The organism is Nonomuraea terrae, from assembly GCF_044465245.1.
GTDB classification, from domain to species: domain Bacteria; phylum Actinomycetota; class Actinomycetes; order Streptosporangiales; family Streptosporangiaceae; genus Nonomuraea; species Nonomuraea terrae.
This window is the reverse complement of the sequence record NZ_JBITLL010000001.1, coordinates 925,214-946,415: the sequence shown is the minus strand read 5'-3', so window position 1 is coordinate 946,415 and position 21,202 is coordinate 925,214. Positions and strand designations below refer to the sequence as shown.

Below are 21,202 nucleotides of genomic sequence, written 5' to 3'. Positions count from 1 at the left end.
TCCCATGGACAGCCCAACTTTTCTCCAGTTACTTTGAGTAGTAAGTCAAATGCAAAGCGTGACAGATCTTGGGAATTCACCATGCGCCGCGTCTCCCGTCCGCTGATCGTCGCCGCTCTGGCAGGCGGTCTCCTCGCCCTGTCCGCACCCGCCGCGTCCGCCAACCCCGACGACCACCGTCCCCACGGCAAGGGTTTCCACTCGGGCCTCGACGCCGGCTTCGGCGCGGGCGCCGACCACGCCGGCATCGGCCTGGGCGGCGGCCTCCGCGGGGGCCTCGGCCTCTAGGAACCGGCCACGACCCCGCGGCCTCCCCCGGGGTCGTGGCGTTCTCCTCGGGGCGGCGGCTCAGCCGCGCAGGTCCATCGTCATCGTGCAGCCCCATGGAGCGCGCCGCGCCTCCTGGAAGCCCATGGCCAGGTAGAAGGCGAAGGCCCGGGGATTGCCGCTGCCGACGCCCAGGTGCAGGCCGGGCACGCCCCGGGCGCGCAGGGCCTCGATCAGGGTCGTCATGAGGCGGCGTCCCAGCCCCGCGCCCTGGCCCCGGGGCAGGAGGTCGATGTGCAGATGAGCGGGGTGGGCGTGGAGCATGTCGGCAGGGGTGCGCGGCGGATCGTGCAGGTGGGCGACGCGCCGCCAGTCCTGTGTGCCGTCGCCCGGGTCGGCGGCCAGCCGCCGTGAATACCGTGCGCGCAGCCCCGGCCACCACGCCTCCTCCAGCCACTCCTCGAACGCGGCCGTGTCGGCGGTGGCGACGACGTATCCGAGCAGCCCCTGGTCGTCGTACGCGACCCAGGTGAGCCCGGGATCGGCCATCGGGTACGGCCCCGCGTAGACGTGCCCGAGCAGCTCGGGGTCGCGGTACAACCGGGTGGCGTCCCGCCCGGAGTCTCCCGTCTCCAGGCACACGCGGTACATCCCGGCCAGGTCGAACGGCTCGAAGGGACGTATCACCGCATCGCTGACACCGCTAGCAGGAACCAGGCGCTGTGCGGGATCCACTGCTCGGCCCACCTCCAGGACTCTCCGCCGGCGCGGTGCGCCGGCGGCATGAACGCGATGTCGTGCTCGTCGTCGAAACCACTGGTGATCCCGTTCAGGATGCCACCGGGAACGTTCTGGAAGGCCGTGGAGTACTCCACGTTGTTCCTGCCCCGCCCCTGGAGCATGGACGCGTCGAAGGGGTTGAGCCCGATGATCCACTGCACCTGGTCCTCGGCCAGCACGTGCAGCCGGTCGCGCAGGCTGGGCGGGCAGCCGGGCAGCCCGGCGGCGAGCAGCGCGGCGTACGCGGTCGAGCTGATGCCCGCGTTCTCCCCCTGCCACCAGTAGCCGGTCTCGTTGTCGTGCGGGTAGAAGAAGCTCGTCCTGGGCGACGCGCCGAGCGGCTGGGTGTACTGGCGGGGATAGCCGAAGGGGTTGTGCACCTCGTCGGTCATGGTGACCGCGTCCCGCAGCAGGGTGAGGGCCAGGTCGCGGGCCCGTCCCGCCTCCGGGGACGCCGGGAGCACCTCGGCGAAGCGCATGAGCGCCACCGCGGGCAGCCCGGGCTCGGCCGCGTGGAAGAACGGCCGGTCCGCCACGTCGCCCCGCAGGTGGCCGAACCCCTGCCCGGAATCGGTGTACCGGGCGGCCAGCGAGGCGGCCCGGCGCTCGGCCGCCGCGATATACACCGGCAGGTGTTCCGCGCCGAACCCGTGCCGGGCGGCGCCGGCGAGTTCGGTGGCGGCCATCAGGGCGCAGTAGTCGTCGATGACGGACTCGTGGCCGTCGTAGAGGTAGTCGGCGTTGTGCCGTTCCAGGTGCGTGAACCCCCGGTGGGCGGCCGCGAAGTAGTCCTCCGGCGCGAAGTCGCCGTGGGCGTCCTGGACGGCGGCCCTGGCCAGGGCGGCGATGGCCATGCCGCCGCCCTGGCGGTAGGCGGCCTGCCAGCGGGTGGTGCGCACGCTGTTCTGCAGCGGCGCGTTGATCACCCGTTCGTCGAGCTTCTTGGTGAGCGCGTCGAAGACGGCCGTGTAGAAGTACCCCTCCTCGGACTGGAAGCGCACCAGGAAGTCCGCGCCGTAAAGCCCTTCGTCGCGCATCCTGGCGCCGAGCGCGCGGGACAGCTCCGGGTGCGCCGCGCGCAGGTGGTCGCGGGCGGCCAGGAACGCCCACGCGCACAGCGGGGTCTGCTGCGGGTTCATCATCCGGGTGTAGTTGAGGTGGCTGAGGAACTTGCTGTGGTCGCCCGAGGCGTCGAGCCAGCCGCCGCTTGCGTCGACCGTGCGGCCGGAGTCGTCGAGGTGGAACCGGGCGTGCCGGTCCTTGCGCTCGATCTCGCCGCTGGAGCGCACGGCCTTGAAGTAGTACAGGACGTCGGAGAGCGTCTGGTGGTGGACGCGGCGCTCGGCCACCTCGAACGGCGCCGAGCGGACGCCGTCGACCTCCACGTGGTAGGTGCCCGCCGCCCGCACGTGGTCGAAGTCCAGCCGGGCGAACCGGCCGAGCGACCACCCGTCGACCCGGTGGAGCGGGCCGGGGGCCAGCTCGGCCCTGGCGCCGTCGGCGGCGACCAGGCACGCCGACCGGATCTCGGCGGGCCCGCGGGCGAGCACCACGGCCTTCTTCGACCCGGCCGTGTTGTAGCCGAGGTGGCTCGTCAGGACGCTGATCACCGTGGCGCCTTCTCGGCCGCGATGCGCTCGGCGTAGTAGCGGGCCGAGCGCTTCGGGATGCGTTGTTGCGTCGCGTAGTCCACCCGGACGATGCCGAACCTGCGGTCGTAGCCGTAGGCCCACTCGAAGTTGTCCAGCAGCGACCAGGCGAAATAGCCCCGCAGGTCGACGCCCTGCGCTCGGGCCGCGAGCGCGGCGTCGATGTGGGTGCGCAGGTAGCGCTCACGGTCGGCGTCGTCCACGTAGCCGTGCTCGTCGGCCACGTCGGGATAGGCGGCGCCGTTCTCCGTGATGTACCAGACCGTGCCCGGATAGTCGCGCTCCAGGCGCAGCAGCAGGTCGGTGAGCGTCTCCGGGGTGACCTCCCAGTCCATCGCGGTGCGCTCGACGTCGCGCGCGACCGTGGCGGACGCCGGCCAGCCGTTGTCCCCGGTCGGCGCGGCGCGTACGACCCGGGAGGTGTAGTAGTTGACCCCGAGTACGTCGACCGGCTGGCCGATCAGTTCCAGGTCGCCGTCCCGCACGGGGAGCGGGCACCCCAGCTCGGCCAGCTTGCCCGCGATGTCGTCGGGGTAGCGTCCGCGCAGCAGCGGGTCGAGGTAGAGCCGGTTGCTCATGCCGTCGTCCCAGTGGGCCGCGGCCAGGTCGGCGGGCGAGTCACTGGCGGGGATCTTGTGCGACAGGTTGAGCGTGATGCCGACCTCCAGGCCGTCGGCGCGCCCGGCGGCGGCCGCCCGGTCGCGGATGACCTTCGTGGCCAGGCCGTGCCCGAGCAGGAGGTGGTGGACGGCGGCCATGCCGGCGCGGGCGTCCTTGCGGCCGGGCGCGTGCTGGCCGTGGACGTAGCCGAGCATGGCCGAGCACCACGGCTCGTTCATGGTGGTCCACTGACTCACCCGGTCGCCGAGCGCGTCGTAGGCGATCGCGGCGTAGTCGGCGAACCGGTGGGCGGTGTCACGGGCCGGCCAGCCGCCGGCGTCCTCCAGCTCCTGGGGCAGGTCCCAGTGGTACAGGGTGATCCACGGCAGGATGCCGGCCGCGAGCAGTTCGTCCACCAGTCGGTCGTAGAACGCGATCCCCGCCGGATTGCCCGGGCCCTTGCCGCCGGGCTGGATGCGCGGCCAGGCCAGCGAGAACCGGTAGACGTCCACCCCCAGTTCCTTCATGAGCGCGACGTCCTGCGGCATGCGGTGATAGTGGTCGCACGCGACCGCGCCGGTGTCGCCCGCGAACACGGCGCCCGGGGTGGCGCAGAAGGTGTCCCAGATGGACGGCGTGCGCCCGTCCTCGTCCACGGCTCCCTCGATCTGGTACGACGAGGTGGCCACGCCCCAGAGGAACTTCTGTGTCATCGGTTGTGCACTCCTAGATCGGTGAAGGGTCACGGCTCGCGAGAGATCGACTCGACCCACTTCTTCGTCTCCTCGATCCGCCCGGGGCCGGAGCGCCGCCAGACACCCGTGCCACCGGTCTGCCAGGGGCGGGGCCCGCCGAGCGGACGATATTCCACGCCGAGGGCGTCCAACCGGGTCAGGTGCGCCCGCAGGCGGCTCTCGAACTCAGCGAGGTCGTCGACGCCGCCCCGCCACAGCACCTCGGCGAGGGCGCAGGCCCGCGGGAAGGCCAGGTGGTCCAGGTGCCGCTCGTGGGGAACCCACTCGCTCCACACCTGCCACTGGCCGCCGAGCACCCGCGAGCGCCGCTCGTCCGGCCATCCGGGCGGCGCCGGGGTGAACGCGGCCACGTCGGCCAGGGTGATCGGACCGCCTTCCGAACGCCGCTCCTCCGGCAGGTCCGACTGGTCGAAGTTGAAGTAGGTGGGAAAGAGCGGGGCGCGGACCACGTCATGGGTACGCGCGGCGCGCTCGGCGACCTGGTGGCCGCGCCAGGCCATGACGATCGTGTCGGGCAGCACGCCGCCGGTGACGAAGGCCTCGTCCCACACCACCATGCGCACGCCGCGGCCGGCGAGGAAGCCGCCGAGCTCGCGCAGGAAGTGGCCGTGCATCTGGCGCGGCTCGGTGTATCCGTGCGCCGCCATCTCCGCCGCGATCGCCGGGTCTCCGGCCCACCAGCTCATGTCGCACTCGTCGCCGCCGAGATGGACGTACGGAGCGGCGGTCGCGTCGAGGATCTCGCCGAGCACGTCCCGCAGGAAGGCCACCACCGGCTGGGTCGGGCTGATCGAGGAGCCGCCCGCCCAGACGGTGTCCAGGACGGCCTGCTCCTCCCCCGGCCGGCCCAGCTCGGGGTAGGCCGCGCGCAGCGCGGAGGTGTGCCCGGGAACGTCGATCTCCGGCACCACGACGATGCCGTGGGAGCGTGCGTAGGCCGAGATCTCCGCGAGGTCGTCGAGGCTGTAGTAGCCGCCGTGCGGGGTTCCGTCCGGCACGCCGTCGGGGCCGAGCCGGGTGGACGGCCGCCAGGCGCCGATCTCGTGCAGGCGCGGGTGGCGGCGGCTCTCGACCCGCCAGCCCTGGTCGTCGGACAGGTGCAGGTGCAGCCGGTTGTAGCGGTGGGCGGCCAGCAGGTCGACGTAGCGCAGCACGGTGCTCTTGGGGAAGAAGTGCCGGGCCACGTCGAGCATCGCGCCGCGCCAGCCGTACGCCGGGGCGTCGGTGACCCTGCCGCACGGCACCGTCCAGCCGCCGGGCGGCGCGCCGGCGCTGCGCCAGGTCTCGGCCGGAAGGAGCTGGCGCAGGGTGGTCAGGGCCCCGGACACGCCTTCGAGATCGCCCGCCTCGACGGTGAGCCCTCGCTCGGCGATCCGCAGCTCGTAGCCGCCGGCCGGCATCTCCTCACGGACGCGTACGGCGAACCGTGTGGTCTCAGTGGTATTGCGTGGCTCGCCTCCCGCCGTGAACGGGGCCGGGCGCAGGCCGGCCAGGAACCGCCGGGCGAGCGCCGCCACCTCCTCCGGGCCGTCGACCACGAGCGGCATTTCCCCAGTTAAACGACACATTCCGGGGTGAGGCTCGACCGTCGCCGGGCGCGGGAGCAAGGAGGACCAGCCGTTCACCGCACATTCACCCCATCAAATCGAAAGACCGACTTATCACGGGCGAAGGTACTGGTTGTCTTACTTTGGTGCAAGTGGTATCTTCCCGGTACTTCACTGGTATTTCGCCCTGGTCGGGGACGTCTTCCGCGGTACCCCGGCCCATGAAGAGGTGATCATGGCGGTCAATCAGACCCTGCCTCGAGTGAACCCACCACCCGAGAACAAGCTCCCCGCCCAGCGGAAAATGCCCTTCCTGAGCCGGCTCTGGCGCGACTCGCCCTTGCTCGTCATGGTCGCGCCCGCCGTGATCATCCTGCTGCTCTTCACCTACATCCCGTTGCTGGGCAGCGTGATCGCGTTCATGGACTACGTCCCCTTCCTGGGCTTCACCGGGTCGGAGTGGGTGGGCTGGGCCAACTTCAGCTCGCTCTTCTCCGACTCGGCGTTCTGGAACGCGCTGTGGAACACCGCGCAGATCACCTTCCTGCAGATCGTGCTCTTCTTCCCGGTGCCGATCGTGCTGGCGGTCCTGCTGAACACGGTCGCGATGCCGCTGGCCAAGCGGTTCGTGCAGTCGGTGATCTACCTGCCGCACTTCCTGTCGTGGGTGATCATCGTCGCGCTGTTCCAGCAGATCCTCGGCGGGAACGGCGTGCTGAACCGCTTCCTGATCACGCACGGGATGACGCCGCTCGAGATCATGTCCAACCCCGACACCTTCAAGCTGCTGCTCACCACGCAGGCCATCTGGAAGGACGCCGGCTGGGGGACGATCATCTTCCTGGCCGCCATCGCGGCCATCAACCCCGGCCTCTACGAGGCCGCCACCATCGACGGCGCGGGAGCCTGGCAGCGCTTCTGGCACGTCACGCTGCCCGGGATGCGGCCGATCATCGTGCTGATGCTGATCCTGCGACTCGGCGACGCCCTGACCGTCGGCTTCGAGCAGATCCTGCTCCAGCGGGACGCGGTCGGCCCCGGAGCGGCCGAGGTGCTGGACACCTTCACCTACTTCAACGGGGTGGTCGACGGGAGCTGGGGCACCGCGACCGCCGCCGGCCTGCTCAAGGGCGTCGTCAGCCTCCTGCTCGTGCTCGCCGCCAACAAACTCGCCCACCGGCTCGGAGAGGAGGGCGTCTACCGGCGATGAACTCCCGTCCCGTATGGCTGGGCAAACCCAAGCCGATCGCCATCGCCCTGAAGGCCCTCGCGCTCGCGCTCATCTGCGCGGTGGTCATCTTCCCCTTCCTCGTCGTGATCTCCACCAGCCTGGCCACCAAGCAGCAGATCGACGCCAACGGCGGCTACGTCATCTGGCCCACGGAGATCTCGTTCGAGGCCTACAAGCAGATCTTCAACGGCACGCAGGTCTCGCGCTCGATCGTGATCAGCGTGGGCGTGACGGCGGTCGGCACCGCCTTCAGCCTGGCCTGCACCGTGCTGGCGGCCTACGGGCTGAGCCGCAGGCAGTCGCTCTTCCAGCGCGGCCTGCTGTCGTTCGTGCTCGTCACGCTGCTGTTCGCGCCGGGCATGATCCCGGTGTACCTGATGGTCAAGCAGCTGGGCATGCTCAACACGTACTGGTCGCTGATCATCCCGACCGCGGTGAGCGCGTTCAACATCGTCATCGTCCGCGGTTTCATCCAGGCGATACCGCACGAGCTGTTCGACGCGGCGCGCATGGACGGGGCCGGCGAATGGCGCATTCTCCGGTCCGTCGTGCTGCCCAATTCCAAAGCGGTCGTCGCGGTCGTGGGGCTTTTCATCGCGGTCGGCTACTGGAACAACTATTTCGGCCCGCTGCTGTATTTGAACGATACGGAGATGTGGCCGCTCCAGCTCGTCATGCGCACGTTCGTGCTGGAGAACAACGTCACCACCACCGCACAGGCCATTCCCGGATACGTGGCGCCCCCCGCGCAGTCCGTGCAGATGGCACTCGTGGCGATCGCCACGCTGCCGATCCTGTGCGTCTATCCCTTCCTGACCAAGCACATGTCCAAGGGAATGCTCACCGGGGCCATCAAGGGTTAACGGATCACCGTAAAGGAAGACATCATGGCTAGCAGAATCCCCGGCGAAGGGCTCACCCGCAGGTCGCTGCTGCGGAACGCGGGTCTGGCCGCGGCGCTCGTCCCCATCGGCGGCGTGCTCGCCGCGTGCGGCTCCGGCTCTTCAGGCGGGAGCACAGGCGGCGCGGCGGGCGGTGGCGAGATGGCGCCGATGCCGGCGTACGTGCCGCCGAACAAGCCCAAGCCGCTGCTGGAGGGCAACGCCCAGGGCGTCATGGACGTCTACGAGTCCTTCCCCATGGACGGGCCGAGGACGGTGACCGGGACGATCGGCGACGGCGGCGACTTCAACGTCATGATCATGACGTACGGGCAGCCGGCCCCGCCGCTGAACGAGAACGTCTACTGGCAGCTGCTGAACAAGGAGCTCAACCTCAACGTCAAGCCGTTGCAGGTGCCCTTCGCCGACTTCCAGACGAAGTTCCCGGCGCTGGTCGCCGGCGACGACCTGCCGGAGTTCGTCTCCGTACCGATATTTCAGAACATCTCCCGGCTGCCGCAGCTCGCCGAGGCGCAGTTCACCGACCTGAGCGAGTTCCTGTCCGGCGACGCGGTGAAGAAGTATCCGAACCTGGCGGGCATCCAGGAGGCGGGCTGGCTCAACGGCTATCTCAACGGCCGGATCTACGGCGTCCCCCGCTCCGACCCCATCTTCACCACGCAGATCTACACCAAGACCGACGTGATCGAGGCGGCCGGGGCCGACCCCCAGCCGAAGAACCTCCAGGAGTTCCGCGACCTGGCCAAGGCGGTCACCGACCCCAAGGCGGGGGTGTACGCCTTCGGCGGCAACATCGCCGACTTCCTGATGATGATGTTCGGCGTCCCGAACGAGTGGACGCGCAAGAGCGACGGCACGTTCGTCTCCGCCTACGAGCACGAGGCGTTCGTCCCCGCCATCGCGGAGCTGGCCGCGCTGTACAAGAGCGGCGTCTTCCACCCGGACACGGCCACGCTGATCAACAACAAGACGCAGCGCGACGCGCTCTTCCGGTCGGGCAAGCTCGCCATGGTGCACGACGGCAACCGGGCGTTCGGCATCGTCGCCGACGACAGGAACCTCGTGTTCGACATCATGACGCCGTTCGGCAAGGACGGCGGGAACGCCGTGCACTGGACCGGCAACGGCGCCTACGCGATCACGATGATCAAGAAGACGACCGACAAGAAGAGGATCGACATGTTCCTCAAGGTCCTCGACTACATCGCGGCCCCGTTCGGCTCCAGGGAGTCGTTCGTGATCAACCACGGCGTCGAGGGCGAGGACTACACGGTCAAGGACGGCGTGGCCGTGCTGACCACCCGCGGGCAGCGCGAGCAGGACCTCGGCCTGGCCTACATCGCGGGCGGCCCCCAGGTGCTGTGCAACCCGCAGGGCGCGCCGGGCGTGGACAAGCTGAACTACGAGTGGCAGCAGAAGGTGGTGCCGACCCTGCTGGACAACCCGGCCGCACATCTGTACTCGCAGACCTTCAACACCAAGGGCGCCGCCCTGGAGAAGCAGATGCAGGACGCGATCGTCGCGGTGTTCCTCGGCCGCGAGCCCGCCTCCAGCCTGACCTCCGCGGTCCGGAAGTGGAAGTCCGGCGGCGGCGACCAGATGGCCAGAGAGTACGCCGAGGCCCGCTGACCCGGGAAAGGAAGTCATCCGGAATGAAACTCAGGAACGGGCCCTCGGCGCTGGTCGTCGTCGAGGGCACCGACCTCCACCACGATCTGCTGGGCGCGGCGCTGGCCCTGCAGGAGATCGTGGTCGAAGGCGGGCTGCCCGCGGCCCGCGCCGTCGGCCTCGACCGGTTCGTCGACCCGATGCCGGCCACCGCCGAGGCGGACGTCTACGTGCTGTACCGCTCGTCGGTCACCTTCGACCCCGCGCAGCAGGAGGGGCTGTCGGCGCTGGTGGCGGCGGGCAAGGGGCTGGTCGCGGTGCACGCGAGCAACCTGTTCGGCTTCGGGCCGGGCGGCCTGGACGCCGACCGGGCGGCGTACGAGCTGGTCGGATCGCGCTACGTCTCGCACGGCGACGCGGGGTCGGAGGGCCGGATCGAGGTCTCGGTGCGCGACGGCCACCCCGTGACCGCGTACCTGGACGGCTTCGCCATCGACGACGAGTACTACGTGCTGGAGTACGCCCCGGACGTCCAGGTGCTGGCCGAGCGAGGCGCAGGAGAGGGCACCGAGCCGGTCGCCTACGTGCGCGAGCACGGCGCGGGCCGGGTGTTCTACACCTCTCTCGGCCACGACGCGCGGGCCTGGGGCAACCCGTGGTTCCGGCAGCTCGTCCGGCAGGCCACGTTGTGGGCGGCGGGGGTCGGCGACGAGCTGATCGAGTCGTGGTCCACCCGCTGGCCGCTGGGCAACGCGCGGTTCATCGGCGGCCGGGCATGAGCGATCGACTGGCGCCGCCCATCGCCGCCCAGCTCTGGTCGCTGCACGAGGACGCCGCCCAGGACCTGCTCGGCGTGCTGGAACGCGTCGCGGAGATCGGTTACACCGCGGTCGAGCCCATCAGCCTGTACGGCCACGCGCCGTCGGCCGTACGGGCCGCTCTCGACCGGCTGGCCCTCGGCGTGTGCAGCATGCACGTCCCGTTCCCGTCCGGCGAGGACGCCCCGGCCATCCTGGACGCCTGCCAGGAGCTGGGCGTCGAGACGCTGGTGTGGAGCCTGGAGCCGGAGGAGTTCGGCACGCTCGACGGCGTCCTGGCGGGGGCCCGGCGGATCAACCGGGCGGCGGCCAACGCGGCGGCGCGCGGCATGCGGATCGCCTACCACAACCACTTCGCCGAGTTCGTCAACGTCTTCGACGGCCGCCGGGCCTACGACATCCTGCTCGCCGAGCTGGATCCCGCGGTGGTCGTCGAGCTGGACGCCTACTGGGTGGCCGTGGCGGGGCTGGACCCCGTGCCGGTGGCCGCCGGGCTCGGCGACCGGCTGGAGTTCACGCACCTCAAGGACGGTCCGGCCACCGGCATGGACGACTACATGGTGCCGTTCGGCGAGGGCACGGTCGACGTGGCGGCCGTCGCGCGGGCCAACCCGGCGGTCAGGTGGCCCATCGTCGAGGCCGACCGCTCCCACCAGGACATGTACGCGCTGCTGCGCGCCTGCTACGACTTCCTCGTCGGCGCGGGCCTGGCGGCCGGACGCCGTCCCGTGGACGCCGGGGGTGCGTCATGAGCGGGCTCCGGGTGCTCATGCTCGGGGGCACCGGGGTGATCAGCGCCGCCTGCGCACGCCGGTTCGCCTCCGAGGGGTTCGACGTCACCGTCCTGACCAGGGGACGCACCACCGTGCGGCCGCTGCCGGAGGGCGTGCGCCGCCTGACCGCCGACGTGCACGACGACGCGTCGATGCGCGCCGCGCTGGGCGGCGAGACCTTCGACGCGGTCGTCAACTTCGTCGGCTACGTCCCCGCCGACATCACCGCGGACGTGGCCAGGTACGCCGGCCGCACCGGGCAGTACGTGTTCATCTCGACCGGTTCGGTGTACGCCCGCCCCGTGCCGGACCTGCCGGTCACGGAGTCGTCGGCGCGGCGCGCGGGGGACTTCGACTACCCGGCGCAGAAGCTGCGCTGCGAGGAGGAACTGGAGCGGGCCTTCCGCTACGAGGGGTTCCCCGCGACGATCGTGCGGGCCGCGCACGTCTACGACGAGACGGTGTTCCCCACGCTGGCCGGCTGGACGGTGATCGACCGCTGGCGGCGCGGCAGACCGGCCATCGTGCACGGGGACGGCACCTCGTTGTGGAACCTCACCCACGCGAGCGACTTCGCCGCCGGCCTGGCCGGTGTCGTCGCCCGTCGCGCCGCCGTGGGGGAAAGCGTGCACATCACCTCCGACGAGATGCTGACCTGGGACGGAATCCACCACTGCCTGGCCAGGGCCGCCGGTGTGGAGCCGAGGATCGCGCACCGGTCCAGCACGGACATCGGCCGGGAAATCGGCTGGATGGGCACCGTTCTGCAGGAAGATTTCCGGCATTCGATGATTTATGACAATTCCAAGATTAAACGGCTTGTTCCGGGTTTCTCGGCCCGTGTGCCATTCGAGAGGGGCGCCCGCGAGATTCTCCGATGGTTCGACGCGGATCCGTCCCGGCAGCAGGTCGACGCCGAGCTGGACGCGGCCTTCGACCGCCTTGCCGGAGATTGTGATGGATAATGGTATCCGGCACGGGTCCAGGGCGAGAATGCCGCTAGGTTCGGCGAGGAAACAGAAGCTGGGGACAGGAAAAGACATGGACGCGGTGAACACGTCGCCTCACAGGCCCCTCATCGCGCCGGAGAATCCCGAGCCCTTGTGGGCGCAGGCCGCCGAGCTGATCGAGCGGCAGGTGCGCGAAGGCGTCCTTCCCGCCGGCAGCCGGCTGCCCGCCGAGCGGGAGCTGTGCACCCAGCTCGGCATCAGCCGGGTGACGCTCCGGCGCGCCCTGCAGCACCTGGTCGAGCGCGGTGTCATGCGGTCCTCGCACGGTCGCGGGTGGTACGTCGCGGCCCGTTCCGACCGTGAATGGCCGAACTCCCTGGAGTCGTTCACCGAGACGGCCCGCCGCAAGGGCCTGGTGCCGACGTCGCGCGTGCTGCGCGCCGAGATCAAGCAGGCGTCCCTCGACGAGGCGGAGGAGTTCGGCGTGGCGGCCGGGGCCGATCTGTTCCTCCTGGAGCGGGTGCGCATGCTGGACGGCGTGCCGATCGCGGTCGACTCCTCCCGCGTGGTGGCGAACCTCGTGCCCGGGCTCTCCTCGGTCGACTTCACCCGGGCGTCGCTGCTGGAGGAGCTGGCGGCGGCGGGGGCCGAACCGGTCGTGGCCGAGTCCACCATCGAGTCCCGGGGCTGCGCGGAGGATCTCGCCGAGCCGCTGGAGCTCAAGCCGGGCGATCCGGTCCTGATCATGACCCAGACCATGCTGGACGCCGCGGACCGCGTCGTGCTCGTCTCGGTCATCACCTACCGGGGCGACCGCTACCGGCTGCGTACGTCGTTCGTGCGCGGTTCCTGACGCCGGACACCCTCCCACTCCATCCACGGTCTCGCATGGCCTTCTGTGGTATTATGTGGTCTTAAGATTGATTTAAGTGATTTCTTACTGGTACGCCCCCGAGAGGAAACCACCGATATGACCGGGGTGAGAATCCCCTATCTGGAAGGACGAGCGCGCCAACCGGCCGCGCTGGAGCGGATCGCGGCCAGGGTCGCGGCTCAGCTCCCCGCGCTGGGCGGAGTGCTCGCCCCGGCCGAACGGCCGGTGTTCGTCGGCATCGGGGCCAGCTACGCCGCCCTGACCCTGCCGGTCGGACTCCTCGCCGAAGGCGGGATCCTCGCCCGCAGGGAGCTCGCCGGCGAGCTCGGCCCCGGTCTGGCCCTCACCGACGCCGACCTGATGCTCGCCGTCTCGCAGTCGGGACGCAGCACGGAGACCCTGGAGTCGTTGTCCCTGATGCCGGGCGGCCGCCGGGCGGCGGTGGTCAACGTCGTGCCCTCGCTGCTCAGCCAGGCCGTCGACCACTGCGTCGACCTCGGCAACGAGCCTGACAGCTACGCCTCCACCATCGGCTACACCGGCACGCTGGTCGCGCTGGCCATGATCGCTCGCACGCTGCTCGGCACGACGGCGGCCGAGGCCGCCGAGGAGTGGGACGGGATCGGCGCCCTGCTGGAGCGGCACGAGTCGGCACTGGCCCCGGTGGTGGACGAGGTGGCCCGCCGGGCCGCCGGCGTGGCGGCCGCCGACGTCGTCTCCTCCGGAGCCTTCCGCGCCGTCTCCGAGTCCGGCGCGCTGCTGCTGCGCGAGGTGTGCCGGGTGCCCGCCTCCGCGCTGGTCACCCGTAACTACCTGCACGGCGAGATGGAGTCGGCCGGGGACACCCTGCACGTCATCATCGGCGACGGCCGGGAGCTGGAGCTGGCCGGGAGCCTGGCGGCGGCCCGTCACCACACCCTCTGCGTGACCTCGGCCGACCTCTCCCCCACCGAGCACCTGCACGTGGTGCCGATCCCGGCCGCGGCCTCCCTCCCCGTACGCGTCGTCCTCGCCGCCGCCGTGCTGCAGCGCCTGGCGGGCTCGCTGGCGCAGGCACGCGGGGTGGAGATCGAGGACTTCGTCTTCCACAACAGCGACACCAAGATCGAGGAACCGGTCTGATGAACCGGGTCGTGGCCGGCGTCGACGTCGGCGGCACGAAGACGCGGATCCGGCTGCTCGACCTGGCCGCCGGCGAGGTCGTCGCCGACCGTACGGTGCCGAGCACCGACTGGCAGACCCGGTCGCTGCCCGCGGCCGCCACCTGGCTGGCCGAGCGGCTGGCCACCTTGCCCCGCCCCGGCGACGAGGTGGTGCGGGTGGTGGCCGGAGCGCACGGTTGCGAGACGCCCGAGCAGTGCGACCGGCTGGGGCGCGAGCTGGAGACGTCCCTCGGCGTGCCGGCCACGGTGGTGAACGACGCCCAGTTGCTCGTCCCCGCGGCGGGGCTGAGCGCGGGGATCGGGCTGGTGGTGGGCACCGGCTCGATCGCCGTGGGCAGGCACCGCGACACCGGAGCCCATCTGTCGGCCGGCGGCTGGGGCTGGGTGCTCGGCGACGAGGGCTCCGGCTCGGCGCTCGTACGCGACGCCGCCCGCGCGGTGCTCGCCCGAGCCGACGACGGCGCGCCGCTGGAAGCGCTCGGCCGGGCCCTGCTGCGCTCCTACGGCGTGTCCGGCCTGCCCGAGCTGGCCGCCGCGATGAGCTGGGACGGCGGCGTGGAGACGTGGGCCGAGCACGCGCCCGCCGTGTTCGCCGCCACGGCCGAGGGCTCCGCCCTGGCGGTCGACGTCATCCGCCAGGGCGGAGCGGCGCTGGCGAAGCTGGTGGCGCGGCTGGCCGGGCGCGGCGCGCAGACCGACGCCGTGGTCGCGGCGGGCGGCGTGATCCTCGGCCAGCCGTCGCTGTTCGCGGCGTTCGAGGAGGAGCTGGCGTCCCTGCTGCCGGGGGTGACCGCGACGTTGCTGCGTGAGCCGCCGGTCGCCGGGGCGGTCGAACTGGCCCGCCGCCTGGCGGCCTGAGCCCCGCATGAGTTGAGGAGGACGCGTGAGATACGCGCAAGTGGTCTCGGCCGGTCACTCGGAGATCGTCGAGGCCGCCGACACGCCGCCGGGGGCCGGTGAGGTACGGGTACGGACCCTGGCCTCCGGAATCTGCTCCTCGGAGGCGCCCGCGTGGGCCCGCCACGAGGGCGCGCCCCTGCGGCTGGGACACGAGCTCACCGGCGAGATCGAGGCCGTCGGGCCCGGGGTGTACGGCTGGTCGGCGGGCGACCGGGTGACCGGATTCGCCTCGCCGGCCTTCGCCGACGTGGTGAACACCCCCGCCGCGGCGCTCCTGCCGGTGCCGGCCAACGTGCCGGCCGTGGCGGCCCTCGGGGAGCCGCTCGCCTGCGTCGTCGAGGCGCTCACCCGCTGTCCCAGCGCCGCGGGGCGGCGGGTCGCCGTGGTCGGGCTCGGCTTCATGGGGCTCATCGCGGTGCAGGCCGTGGCCGAGGCGGGACCCGTCCGGCTGATCGGCGTCGACCCGCTGCCCCACGTACGCGACCTGGCCCTGGCTCTGGGGGCCGGGGAGGTGTGCACGCCGGAGGAGGCGGCCGGGCTCGCCGGGAGCTTCGACGTGGTCGTCGAGTTCACCGGCAAGGCCGCCGGCCTCAAGCTGGCGGGCGACCTGGTGACCCGGCACGGCACGCTCTGCGTGGCCGGCTACCACCACGACGGCCCCCGGGAGCTGGACGTCGAGCTGTGGTATCGCGGAGTGACCATCGTCAACGGGTTCAGCGGCGAGCGCCGGCGGACCATGGCGGCGCTGCGCGAGGGCCTGCGGCTGATGGCCGACCGGCGGCTCACCCTCGAACCGCTGATCACCCACACCGTCTCTCTCGACGACGTCGACCGCGGCTTCGGCTACCTCGCCGACCGGCCGGCGGGCTTCGTCAAGTGCGTCGTCACGCCGGAGTGAGCGCAAAACATGCACGACATGCATGTTTGCCCAATGTGCACGGTTGGGTAGTGTGGTCGGCGACCGACGGCCTGTGGCAGAGGATGTGGCGATGACGGCTTCCGACCAGCAGCGCACGACGACCGAATCACCCACCGCGATGCGGCGGCTGTTGCCGGCGGACATGGTGGAGCGGGGCGGGTGCCCGTTCGATCCGCCGGCCGGGTTGCGGGAGCGGCGCGGCGAGGGGGCGGTGCAGCCGCTGAGGCTGGCCAACGGCGCTTCGACCTGGCTGGTCACCGGCCTGGAGGAGGCCAGGGCGGTGCTGAGCGACCTGCGCTTCAGCTCCGACCGCGTGCGCCACCCCGACGCCACCCAGCTGCAGGCGCACGAGGTCGAGCAGCTGGCCGCCGGTGGCGGTGCGGCGCCGAACGTGGAGAGCCGTACCGACGGGATGTTCGTCTTCATGGACCCGCCGGAGCACACGCGCCTGCGGCGCCTGCTGACCGGCCAGTTCACCGTCCGGCGGATGAAGGCGCTGGAGTCGCACATCCGCGAGATCGCCGTGGAGCACATCGAGGCGATGCGGGCGGCGGGCACCGAGGCGGACCTCGTGCCCGCGTACGCGCTGCCGATCCCCTCGCTGGTGATCTGCGAGATGCTCGGGGTCGACTACGCCGACCGCGCCCGGTTCCAGGAGAACACCCGCATCTCGCTCGACTCCACCAGCGGCGACGACGAGCGGGCGCGTGCCGGCCTCGAGCTGTACGGCTTCATCCAGGAGCTGGTGGCGGCCAAGCGGGCCGAGCCGGCCGACGACATGTTGTCCGGGCTCATCCACGACGCCGACCCGCCGCTGACCGACGCGCAGCTGGTCGACATGGCGCTCGTGCTGCTCGGCGCCGGCCACGAGACGACGGCGAACATGCTGGGCCTGGGCATGTTCGCGCTGCTGGAGCACCCCGACCAGCTCGCCGCGCTGCGCGACGACCCGGCCCTGCTCGACAACGCGATCGAGGAGCTGCTGCGCTATCTGTCCATCATCCAGATGGGCGTCAGCCGGGTGGCCACCGAGACCGTCACGGTGGGCGGCGTGGAGATCCCCGCGGGCTCCACCGTGATCATCGCGACGCCCGAGGTCAACCGCGACCCCCGCCACTGGGGCGAGCCGGACCGGCTGGACGTGCGCCGGCCCCGCGCCTCCCACCTGGCCTTCGGGCACGGCGTGCACCAGTGCATCGGCCAGCAGCTGGCCCGGGTGGAGATGCAGGTCGGCCTGGGGGAGCTGGTGACCCGGATGCCGGACCTGCGCCTGGCCGTCCCGGCCGAGCAGGTGCCGCTGCGCAACGAGATGCTGATCTTCGGGGTCCACTCCCTGCCGGTCACCTGGGCGTGACGGAACGTGCTGACGGGCGCCTGAACGGCAGGCGCCCGTCAGGACAAAACGGATGTTCCGGTATAAGGGACTTTCGTGGCTCGTTCCCAACACCTTCTCGATGTGCTCATGGCGGAGTTCGGGCCGTCCATCGAGCGTGACCCCGCGGCGTTCCGGCGCAAGTTCCGCAAGATGGCGGCCTCGCCGTTCGCGTTCTACCGCGGCAGCGCGTGCGTGTTCTACGCCGACTTGACCGGCGCGTTCGCCGACGACGCCTACCTGGACGCGCAGACCGGCCGGGTGTGGATCCACGGCGACCTGCACGCCGAGAACTTCGGCACGTACATGAACGCCACCGGCGAGCTGGTCTTCAACGTCAACGACTTCGACGAGGCCTACGTCGGGCCGTACATCTGGGACCTCAAGCGGCTGGTGGCCAGCCTGGCGCTGATCGGCTACGCCAAGGCGCTGTCCGACGACGCGATCACCGCCCTGGTACGCGAGTTCGCCGAGGCGTACCTGGCCGAGCTGGCGGCCATCGTGCACGGCGGCGACGACGCGATCGGCTCGCTCACGCTGGCGACCACCACCGGCGTGCTCCACCACGTGCTGCAGCGGGCGCGGCTCAACACCCGGGTGGCGCTGCTCGACCTGGAGACGACGATCGAGAACTTCGACCGCCGCTTCGGCGTGATGGAGGGCCGTTTCCCGGTCGACGAGCCCACCCGGCGCCTGGTCGAGGCGGCCTTCGACGGCTACCTCGGCACGCTGCCGCAGGTCTCCGGCATCGAGTACGAGATCAAGGACATCGCGCTGCGCACCGGGGTGGGGATCGGCTCGGCGGGGCTGCCGTCGTACAACCTGCTGCTGGAGGGCCACACGCAGGCGCTGGAGAACGACGTCATCCTGTACATGAAGCAGGCCCAGACGCCCGCGGTCGCGCGGCACATCGACGACGAGCGGGTGCGGTCGTACTTCCGCCACCAGGGCCACCGCACGGCCGAGTCGCAGCGGGCGCTGCAGGCCTACGCCGACCCGTGGCTCGGCTACACCGAGCTGAACGGCGTGGGCCAGCTCGTCGCCGAGGTCTCGCCGTACGCGGCGGACCTGGACTGGGACGACGTCAACGAGCCGGAGGAGTTCGCCTCCGTGGTGCGCCACCTCGGCGTCGCGGCGGCCCGCATGCACGCGGTGGCCGACGACGAGTCCGCCCACGACCTCGTCGACTTCTCCACCGAGGACGCCATCGCCGCGGTCATCGGCGACGACCGGGCCGGGTTCGTCCAGGCCCTGGTGGACTTCGCCCACGCCTACGGCGCCCGCGCCCGGGCCGACCACCAGCTGTTCGTCGACCTGTTCCGCAACGGCCGGCTGATGCCCGGGCTGTAGGTCAGGCGTCCAGGACGGCGGTCGCGACGGCCTCCGGCGTCATCGGGATCCGGTCGAGCGCGGCAGCGGCGGCGGGCCCCACGGCGTCCCTGATGGCCGCGGCGATCGCGGCCGGCGCCGACAGCAGCGGCGGCTCCCCCACCCCGGTCAGCCCGTACGGCGAGTCCGGCCGCGGCAGTTCGAGGATGTCGAGCACGGTCGGCGGCATGTCCATCGTGGTCGGGATCAGGTAGTCGGTGAACGACGGGTTGAGGATCCGGCCGTCCCGGAGCCTGATCTCCTCCATCACGGCCAGCCCGAGCCCCTGCGCGATGCCGCCGTGCATCTGGCCCTCGACCGCCACCGGGTTGATCGCCCTGCCGACGTCCTGGGCGCAGGCGATCTCCACCACGCGCACCGATCCGAGCTCCGGGTCCACGTCCACGACGGCCCGGTGCGTGGCGAAGGCGTAGGCCACGTGGGCGTCGCCCTGCCCGGTCGCCGGGTCGAGCGCCTCAGTGGTTCGGTGACGGAAGACGGCCGTCTCGTCCACGTCGCCCTCTGCCAGCAACTCCACGAGCGGGACGGACCGGGCGGACGACGTCACCGCGCCGCCGCCGATGGTGAGCGCGCCGGCGGGCTCGCCGAGCAGCGCGGCCGCGCGTTCCAGCAGCCGGGCGCGGACGGCCAGGCACGCGGCGCGCACGGCGCCGCCGGACATCCAGGTCTGCCGCGAGGCCGACGAGGTGCCGGCGTCGCCGACCTCCGTGTCGGCGGGCAGGATCGTGACGCGCGCGACCTCCAGCTCGGTCCGCGCGATCTGCGCCTGCACGGTGACGAGCCCCTGGCCGACCTCGGCGGCGGCGGTGTGCACCTCGGCGACCGCCTCGCCCTCGTGGGCGAACAGGCGCACCCGGGCGGTGCCGTAGTCGTCGTACCCGGCGGACTTGCAGATGTTCTTCACCGACAGCCCGTAGCCGACGCCGCGTACGAGCCGGTCGGCGCGCGTGGAGTTGGAGGTGCCGCCCGGCAGCAGCCGGGGATCGTCCGCGGCGGGCGGCGGCAGGGGTCTGTCCGCGACGCGGCGCAGCAGCTCGGCCACGGGGGCCGGCCCCTCGACGCGCTGCCCGGTCGCCATCGTCGAGCCGGTGCTCACGGCGTTGCGCAGCCGCAGCTCGACCGGGTCCATGCCGAGCGCGGCGGCCAGCTTGTCCATCTGCGACTCGTGCCCGAAGCAGACCTGGACGGCGCCGAAGCCGCGCATCGCCCCGGCGGGCGGGTTGTTGGTGTAGACGGAGCGGCAGTCGATCTCGACGGCCGGCACCTCGTACGGTCCGGTCGCGAAGCAGGCCGCGTTCCCGGTCACGGCGGCCGACGTGGAGGCGTACGCGCCGCCGTCGAGCAGGATGTCGGCCTTGACGTAGAGCAGCCTCCCGTCGCGGGTGGCGCCGTGCTCGTAGCGCATGCGGGCCGGATGGCGGTGCACGTGACCGGCGAACGACTCCTCGCGCCCGTAGCTCATCTTCACCGGCCGGCCCAGCCGCAGAGCCAGCAGGCAGGCGTGGGCCTGGACGCTGAGGTCCTCCCTGCCGCCGAACGCGCCGCCCACGCCGGAGAGCGTGAGCCGTACGCGCTCCTTCGGCAGGGCGAGGCAGCCGGCGAGCTGGTCCTGGTCGACGTGCAGCCACTGCGTCGAGCAGTAGAGCTCGACGCCCTCCCCGGCGGGCACGGCCAGGCAGGACTCGGGGCCGAGGAAGGCCTGGTCCTGCATGCCGACCTCGTACTCGCCGGTCACCACCACGTCGGCCCGCGCCGGGGCGCCGCGGCGGATGCGCACGTGGCGCACGAGGTTGCCGCCGTCGTGCAGGGCGGGGCTCTCCAGCGCGCGCTCGGGCTCGGTCAGCGCGGGCAGCGGCTCGTACGCGACCTCGACGAGCCCGGCCGCGTGGCGGGCCAGTTCGGGGGTGTCGGCGGCGACCACGGCGACGGGCTCGCCGGCGTAGCGGACGACGTCCTCCGCCAGCACCGGCTGGTCGCGCTTCTCCAGCCCGTACCGGTTGACGCCGGGCACGTCGGCGGCGGTGAGCGCGGCGTGCACGCCGGGCAGCGCGAGCGCCGCGGACGCGTCCACGGACACGACGCGCGCGTGCGGGTGCGGGCTGCGGACGGTCGCGCCCCACACCATCGCGTCGTGCCACAGATCGGAGGAGTACGCGAAGTCGCCGCGCACCTTCGCGTCCGCGTCGGGGCGGCGGGCCGAGGCGCCCACGCCGTCGGCCGTGAGCGGCTGCGTCATGGTCATCGCGACCGCCCCGCGGCCAGGCGTACGGCGTCGAAGATCTTCTCGTAGCCGGTGCAGCGGCACAGGTTCCCGGCCAGGGCCTCGCGGATCTGCGGCTCGTCCGGGTCGTCACACCGGGCGAGCAGATCGTGCACGGCCACCAGCAGGCCGGGGGTGCAGAACCCGCACTGCACGGCGCCCGCCTCGACGAACGCCTCCTGCACCGGATGCAGCTCGTCCCCGTCGGCCAGCCCCTCCACGGTCACCACCTCGCAGCCCTGCGCCTGCCCGGCGGCCACCAGGCAGGCGCACACCGGCGTCCCGTCGAGGTAGACCGTGCACGAGCCGCATTCGCCCTGCTCGCAGGCGTTCTTGGCGCCGGGCAGCCCCACCCGCTCGCGCAGCAGGAAGAGCAGGCTCTCGCCGGCCTCCACATCGTCGAGGCTCCGGGGAGCCCCGTTCACCCGCAGATCGACCCTCACCT

The 21,202-nt window shown here is 71.7% G+C and carries 19 protein-coding genes; 13 read left to right on the top strand and 6 right to left on the bottom strand.

Annotation, left to right across the window (positions count from 1 at the left end):
* Positions 1–81: 81 nt before the first annotated feature.
* The gene (locus tag ACIBP6_RS04510; protein ID WP_397048687.1) at positions 82–288 is read left to right on the top strand and encodes a hypothetical protein; all 207 of its coding nucleotides are present in this window, start codon (positions 82–84) and stop codon (positions 286–288) included.
* 60 nt (positions 289–348) lie between these two features.
* Here the strand turns inward: ACIBP6_RS04510 and ACIBP6_RS04505 are convergent, their stop codons facing one another.
* From ACIBP6_RS04505 to ACIBP6_RS04490, 4 genes are read right to left on the bottom strand one after another with little or no spacing between them, the layout of a single operon-like run.
* A complete protein-coding gene (locus tag ACIBP6_RS04505; protein WP_397048685.1) occupies positions 349–954 on the bottom strand; it encodes a GNAT family N-acetyltransferase in 606 nt (201 codons plus the stop codon).
* The gene (locus ACIBP6_RS04500) at positions 951–2,657 is read right to left on the bottom strand and encodes a glycoside hydrolase family 9 protein (RefSeq protein WP_397048683.1); all 1,707 of its coding nucleotides are present in this window, start codon (positions 2,655–2,657) and stop codon (positions 951–953) included. The genes ACIBP6_RS04505 and ACIBP6_RS04500 overlap by 4 nt, the downstream gene beginning before the upstream one ends.
* Positions 2,654–4,009: a GH1 family beta-glucosidase gene (locus ACIBP6_RS04495; protein ID WP_397048681.1), complete on the bottom strand. Its 1,356-nt coding sequence runs from the start codon at positions 4,007–4,009 to the stop codon at positions 2,654–2,656. The genes ACIBP6_RS04500 and ACIBP6_RS04495 overlap by 4 nt, the downstream gene beginning before the upstream one ends.
* Positions 4,010–4,038: 29 nt before the next feature.
* Complete coding sequence (locus tag ACIBP6_RS04490) at positions 4,039–5,676, bottom strand: beta-N-acetylhexosaminidase (RefSeq protein ID WP_397048679.1); 1,638 nt, start codon at positions 5,674–5,676, stop codon at positions 4,039–4,041.
* 184 nt (positions 5,677–5,860) lie between these two features.
* Between ACIBP6_RS04490 and ACIBP6_RS04485 the strand changes: the two genes are divergently transcribed.
* The 12 genes from ACIBP6_RS04485 to ACIBP6_RS04430 all read left to right on the top strand — a co-directional run bounded on the left by ACIBP6_RS04485 (position 5,861) and on the right by ACIBP6_RS04430 (position 18,458).
* Positions 5,861–6,808 (top strand): ABC transporter permease, encoded by a 948-nt coding sequence (locus ACIBP6_RS04485; RefSeq protein WP_397048677.1) that lies wholly within the window; start codon positions 5,861–5,863, stop codon positions 6,806–6,808.
* The gene (locus tag ACIBP6_RS04480; RefSeq protein ID WP_397048675.1) at positions 6,805–7,692 is read left to right on the top strand and encodes a carbohydrate ABC transporter permease; all 888 of its coding nucleotides are present in this window, start codon (positions 6,805–6,807) and stop codon (positions 7,690–7,692) included. The genes ACIBP6_RS04485 and ACIBP6_RS04480 overlap by 4 nt, the downstream gene beginning before the upstream one ends.
* 24 nt (positions 7,693–7,716) lie before the next feature.
* Positions 7,717–9,360 (top strand): hypothetical protein, encoded by a 1,644-nt coding sequence (locus tag ACIBP6_RS04475; RefSeq protein WP_397048673.1) that lies wholly within the window; start codon positions 7,717–7,719, stop codon positions 9,358–9,360.
* Positions 9,361–9,383: 23 nt separating this feature from the next.
* Positions 9,384–10,118, top strand: a complete 735-nt coding sequence (locus tag ACIBP6_RS04470) for a ThuA domain-containing protein (protein WP_397048671.1) — start codon at positions 9,384–9,386, stop codon at positions 10,116–10,118.
* Complete coding sequence (locus tag ACIBP6_RS04465; RefSeq protein ID WP_397048669.1) at positions 10,115–10,909, top strand: sugar phosphate isomerase/epimerase family protein; 795 nt, start codon at positions 10,115–10,117, stop codon at positions 10,907–10,909. Before ACIBP6_RS04470 ends, ACIBP6_RS04465 begins: the two co-directional genes overlap by 4 nt.
* The gene (locus ACIBP6_RS04460; protein ID WP_397048667.1) at positions 10,906–11,895 is read left to right on the top strand and encodes an NAD-dependent epimerase/dehydratase family protein; all 990 of its coding nucleotides are present in this window, start codon (positions 10,906–10,908) and stop codon (positions 11,893–11,895) included. Before ACIBP6_RS04465 ends, ACIBP6_RS04460 begins: the two co-directional genes overlap by 4 nt.
* Before the next feature lie 76 nt (positions 11,896–11,971).
* On the top strand, positions 11,972–12,733 hold the full coding sequence (locus ACIBP6_RS04455; RefSeq protein ID WP_397048665.1) for a GntR family transcriptional regulator: 762 nt from the start codon (positions 11,972–11,974) through the stop codon (positions 12,731–12,733).
* 117 nt (positions 12,734–12,850) lie between these two features.
* The gene (locus ACIBP6_RS04450; protein WP_397048663.1) at positions 12,851–13,876 is read left to right on the top strand and encodes an SIS domain-containing protein; all 1,026 of its coding nucleotides are present in this window, start codon (positions 12,851–12,853) and stop codon (positions 13,874–13,876) included.
* Complete coding sequence (locus tag ACIBP6_RS04445; RefSeq protein ID WP_397048662.1) at positions 13,876–14,775, top strand: N-acetylglucosamine kinase; 900 nt, start codon at positions 13,876–13,878, stop codon at positions 14,773–14,775. The genes ACIBP6_RS04450 and ACIBP6_RS04445 overlap by 1 nt, the downstream gene beginning before the upstream one ends.
* Before the next feature lie 25 nt (positions 14,776–14,800).
* Complete coding sequence (locus tag ACIBP6_RS04440; protein ID WP_397048660.1) at positions 14,801–15,715, top strand: alcohol dehydrogenase catalytic domain-containing protein; 915 nt, start codon at positions 14,801–14,803, stop codon at positions 15,713–15,715.
* Between the two features lie 91 nt (positions 15,716–15,806).
* A complete protein-coding gene (locus ACIBP6_RS04435) occupies positions 15,807–17,090 on the top strand; it encodes a cytochrome P450 (RefSeq protein ID WP_397048658.1) in 1,284 nt (427 codons plus the stop codon).
* Positions 17,091–17,165: 75 nt separating this feature from the next.
* Positions 17,166–18,458, top strand: coding sequence for a DUF2252 domain-containing protein (locus ACIBP6_RS04430; protein ID WP_397048656.1), 1,293 nt, complete (start codon positions 17,166–17,168; stop codon positions 18,456–18,458).
* A gap of 1 nt (position 18,459) precedes the next feature.
* On the opposite strand, the gene pucD is transcribed toward ACIBP6_RS04430, so the two are convergent.
* Both pucD and ACIBP6_RS04420 read right to left on the bottom strand, forming a co-directional pair.
* On the bottom strand, positions 18,460–20,733 hold the full coding sequence (gene pucD / locus ACIBP6_RS04425; RefSeq protein ID WP_397049304.1) for a xanthine dehydrogenase subunit D: 2,274 nt from the start codon (positions 20,731–20,733) through the stop codon (positions 18,460–18,462).
* A 2-nt stretch (positions 20,734–20,735) separates the two neighbouring features.
* Positions 20,736–21,200 (bottom strand): (2Fe-2S)-binding protein, encoded by a 465-nt coding sequence (locus ACIBP6_RS04420; RefSeq protein ID WP_397048654.1) that lies wholly within the window; start codon positions 21,198–21,200, stop codon positions 20,736–20,738.
* Between the last annotated feature and the right edge of the window lie 2 nt (positions 21,201–21,202).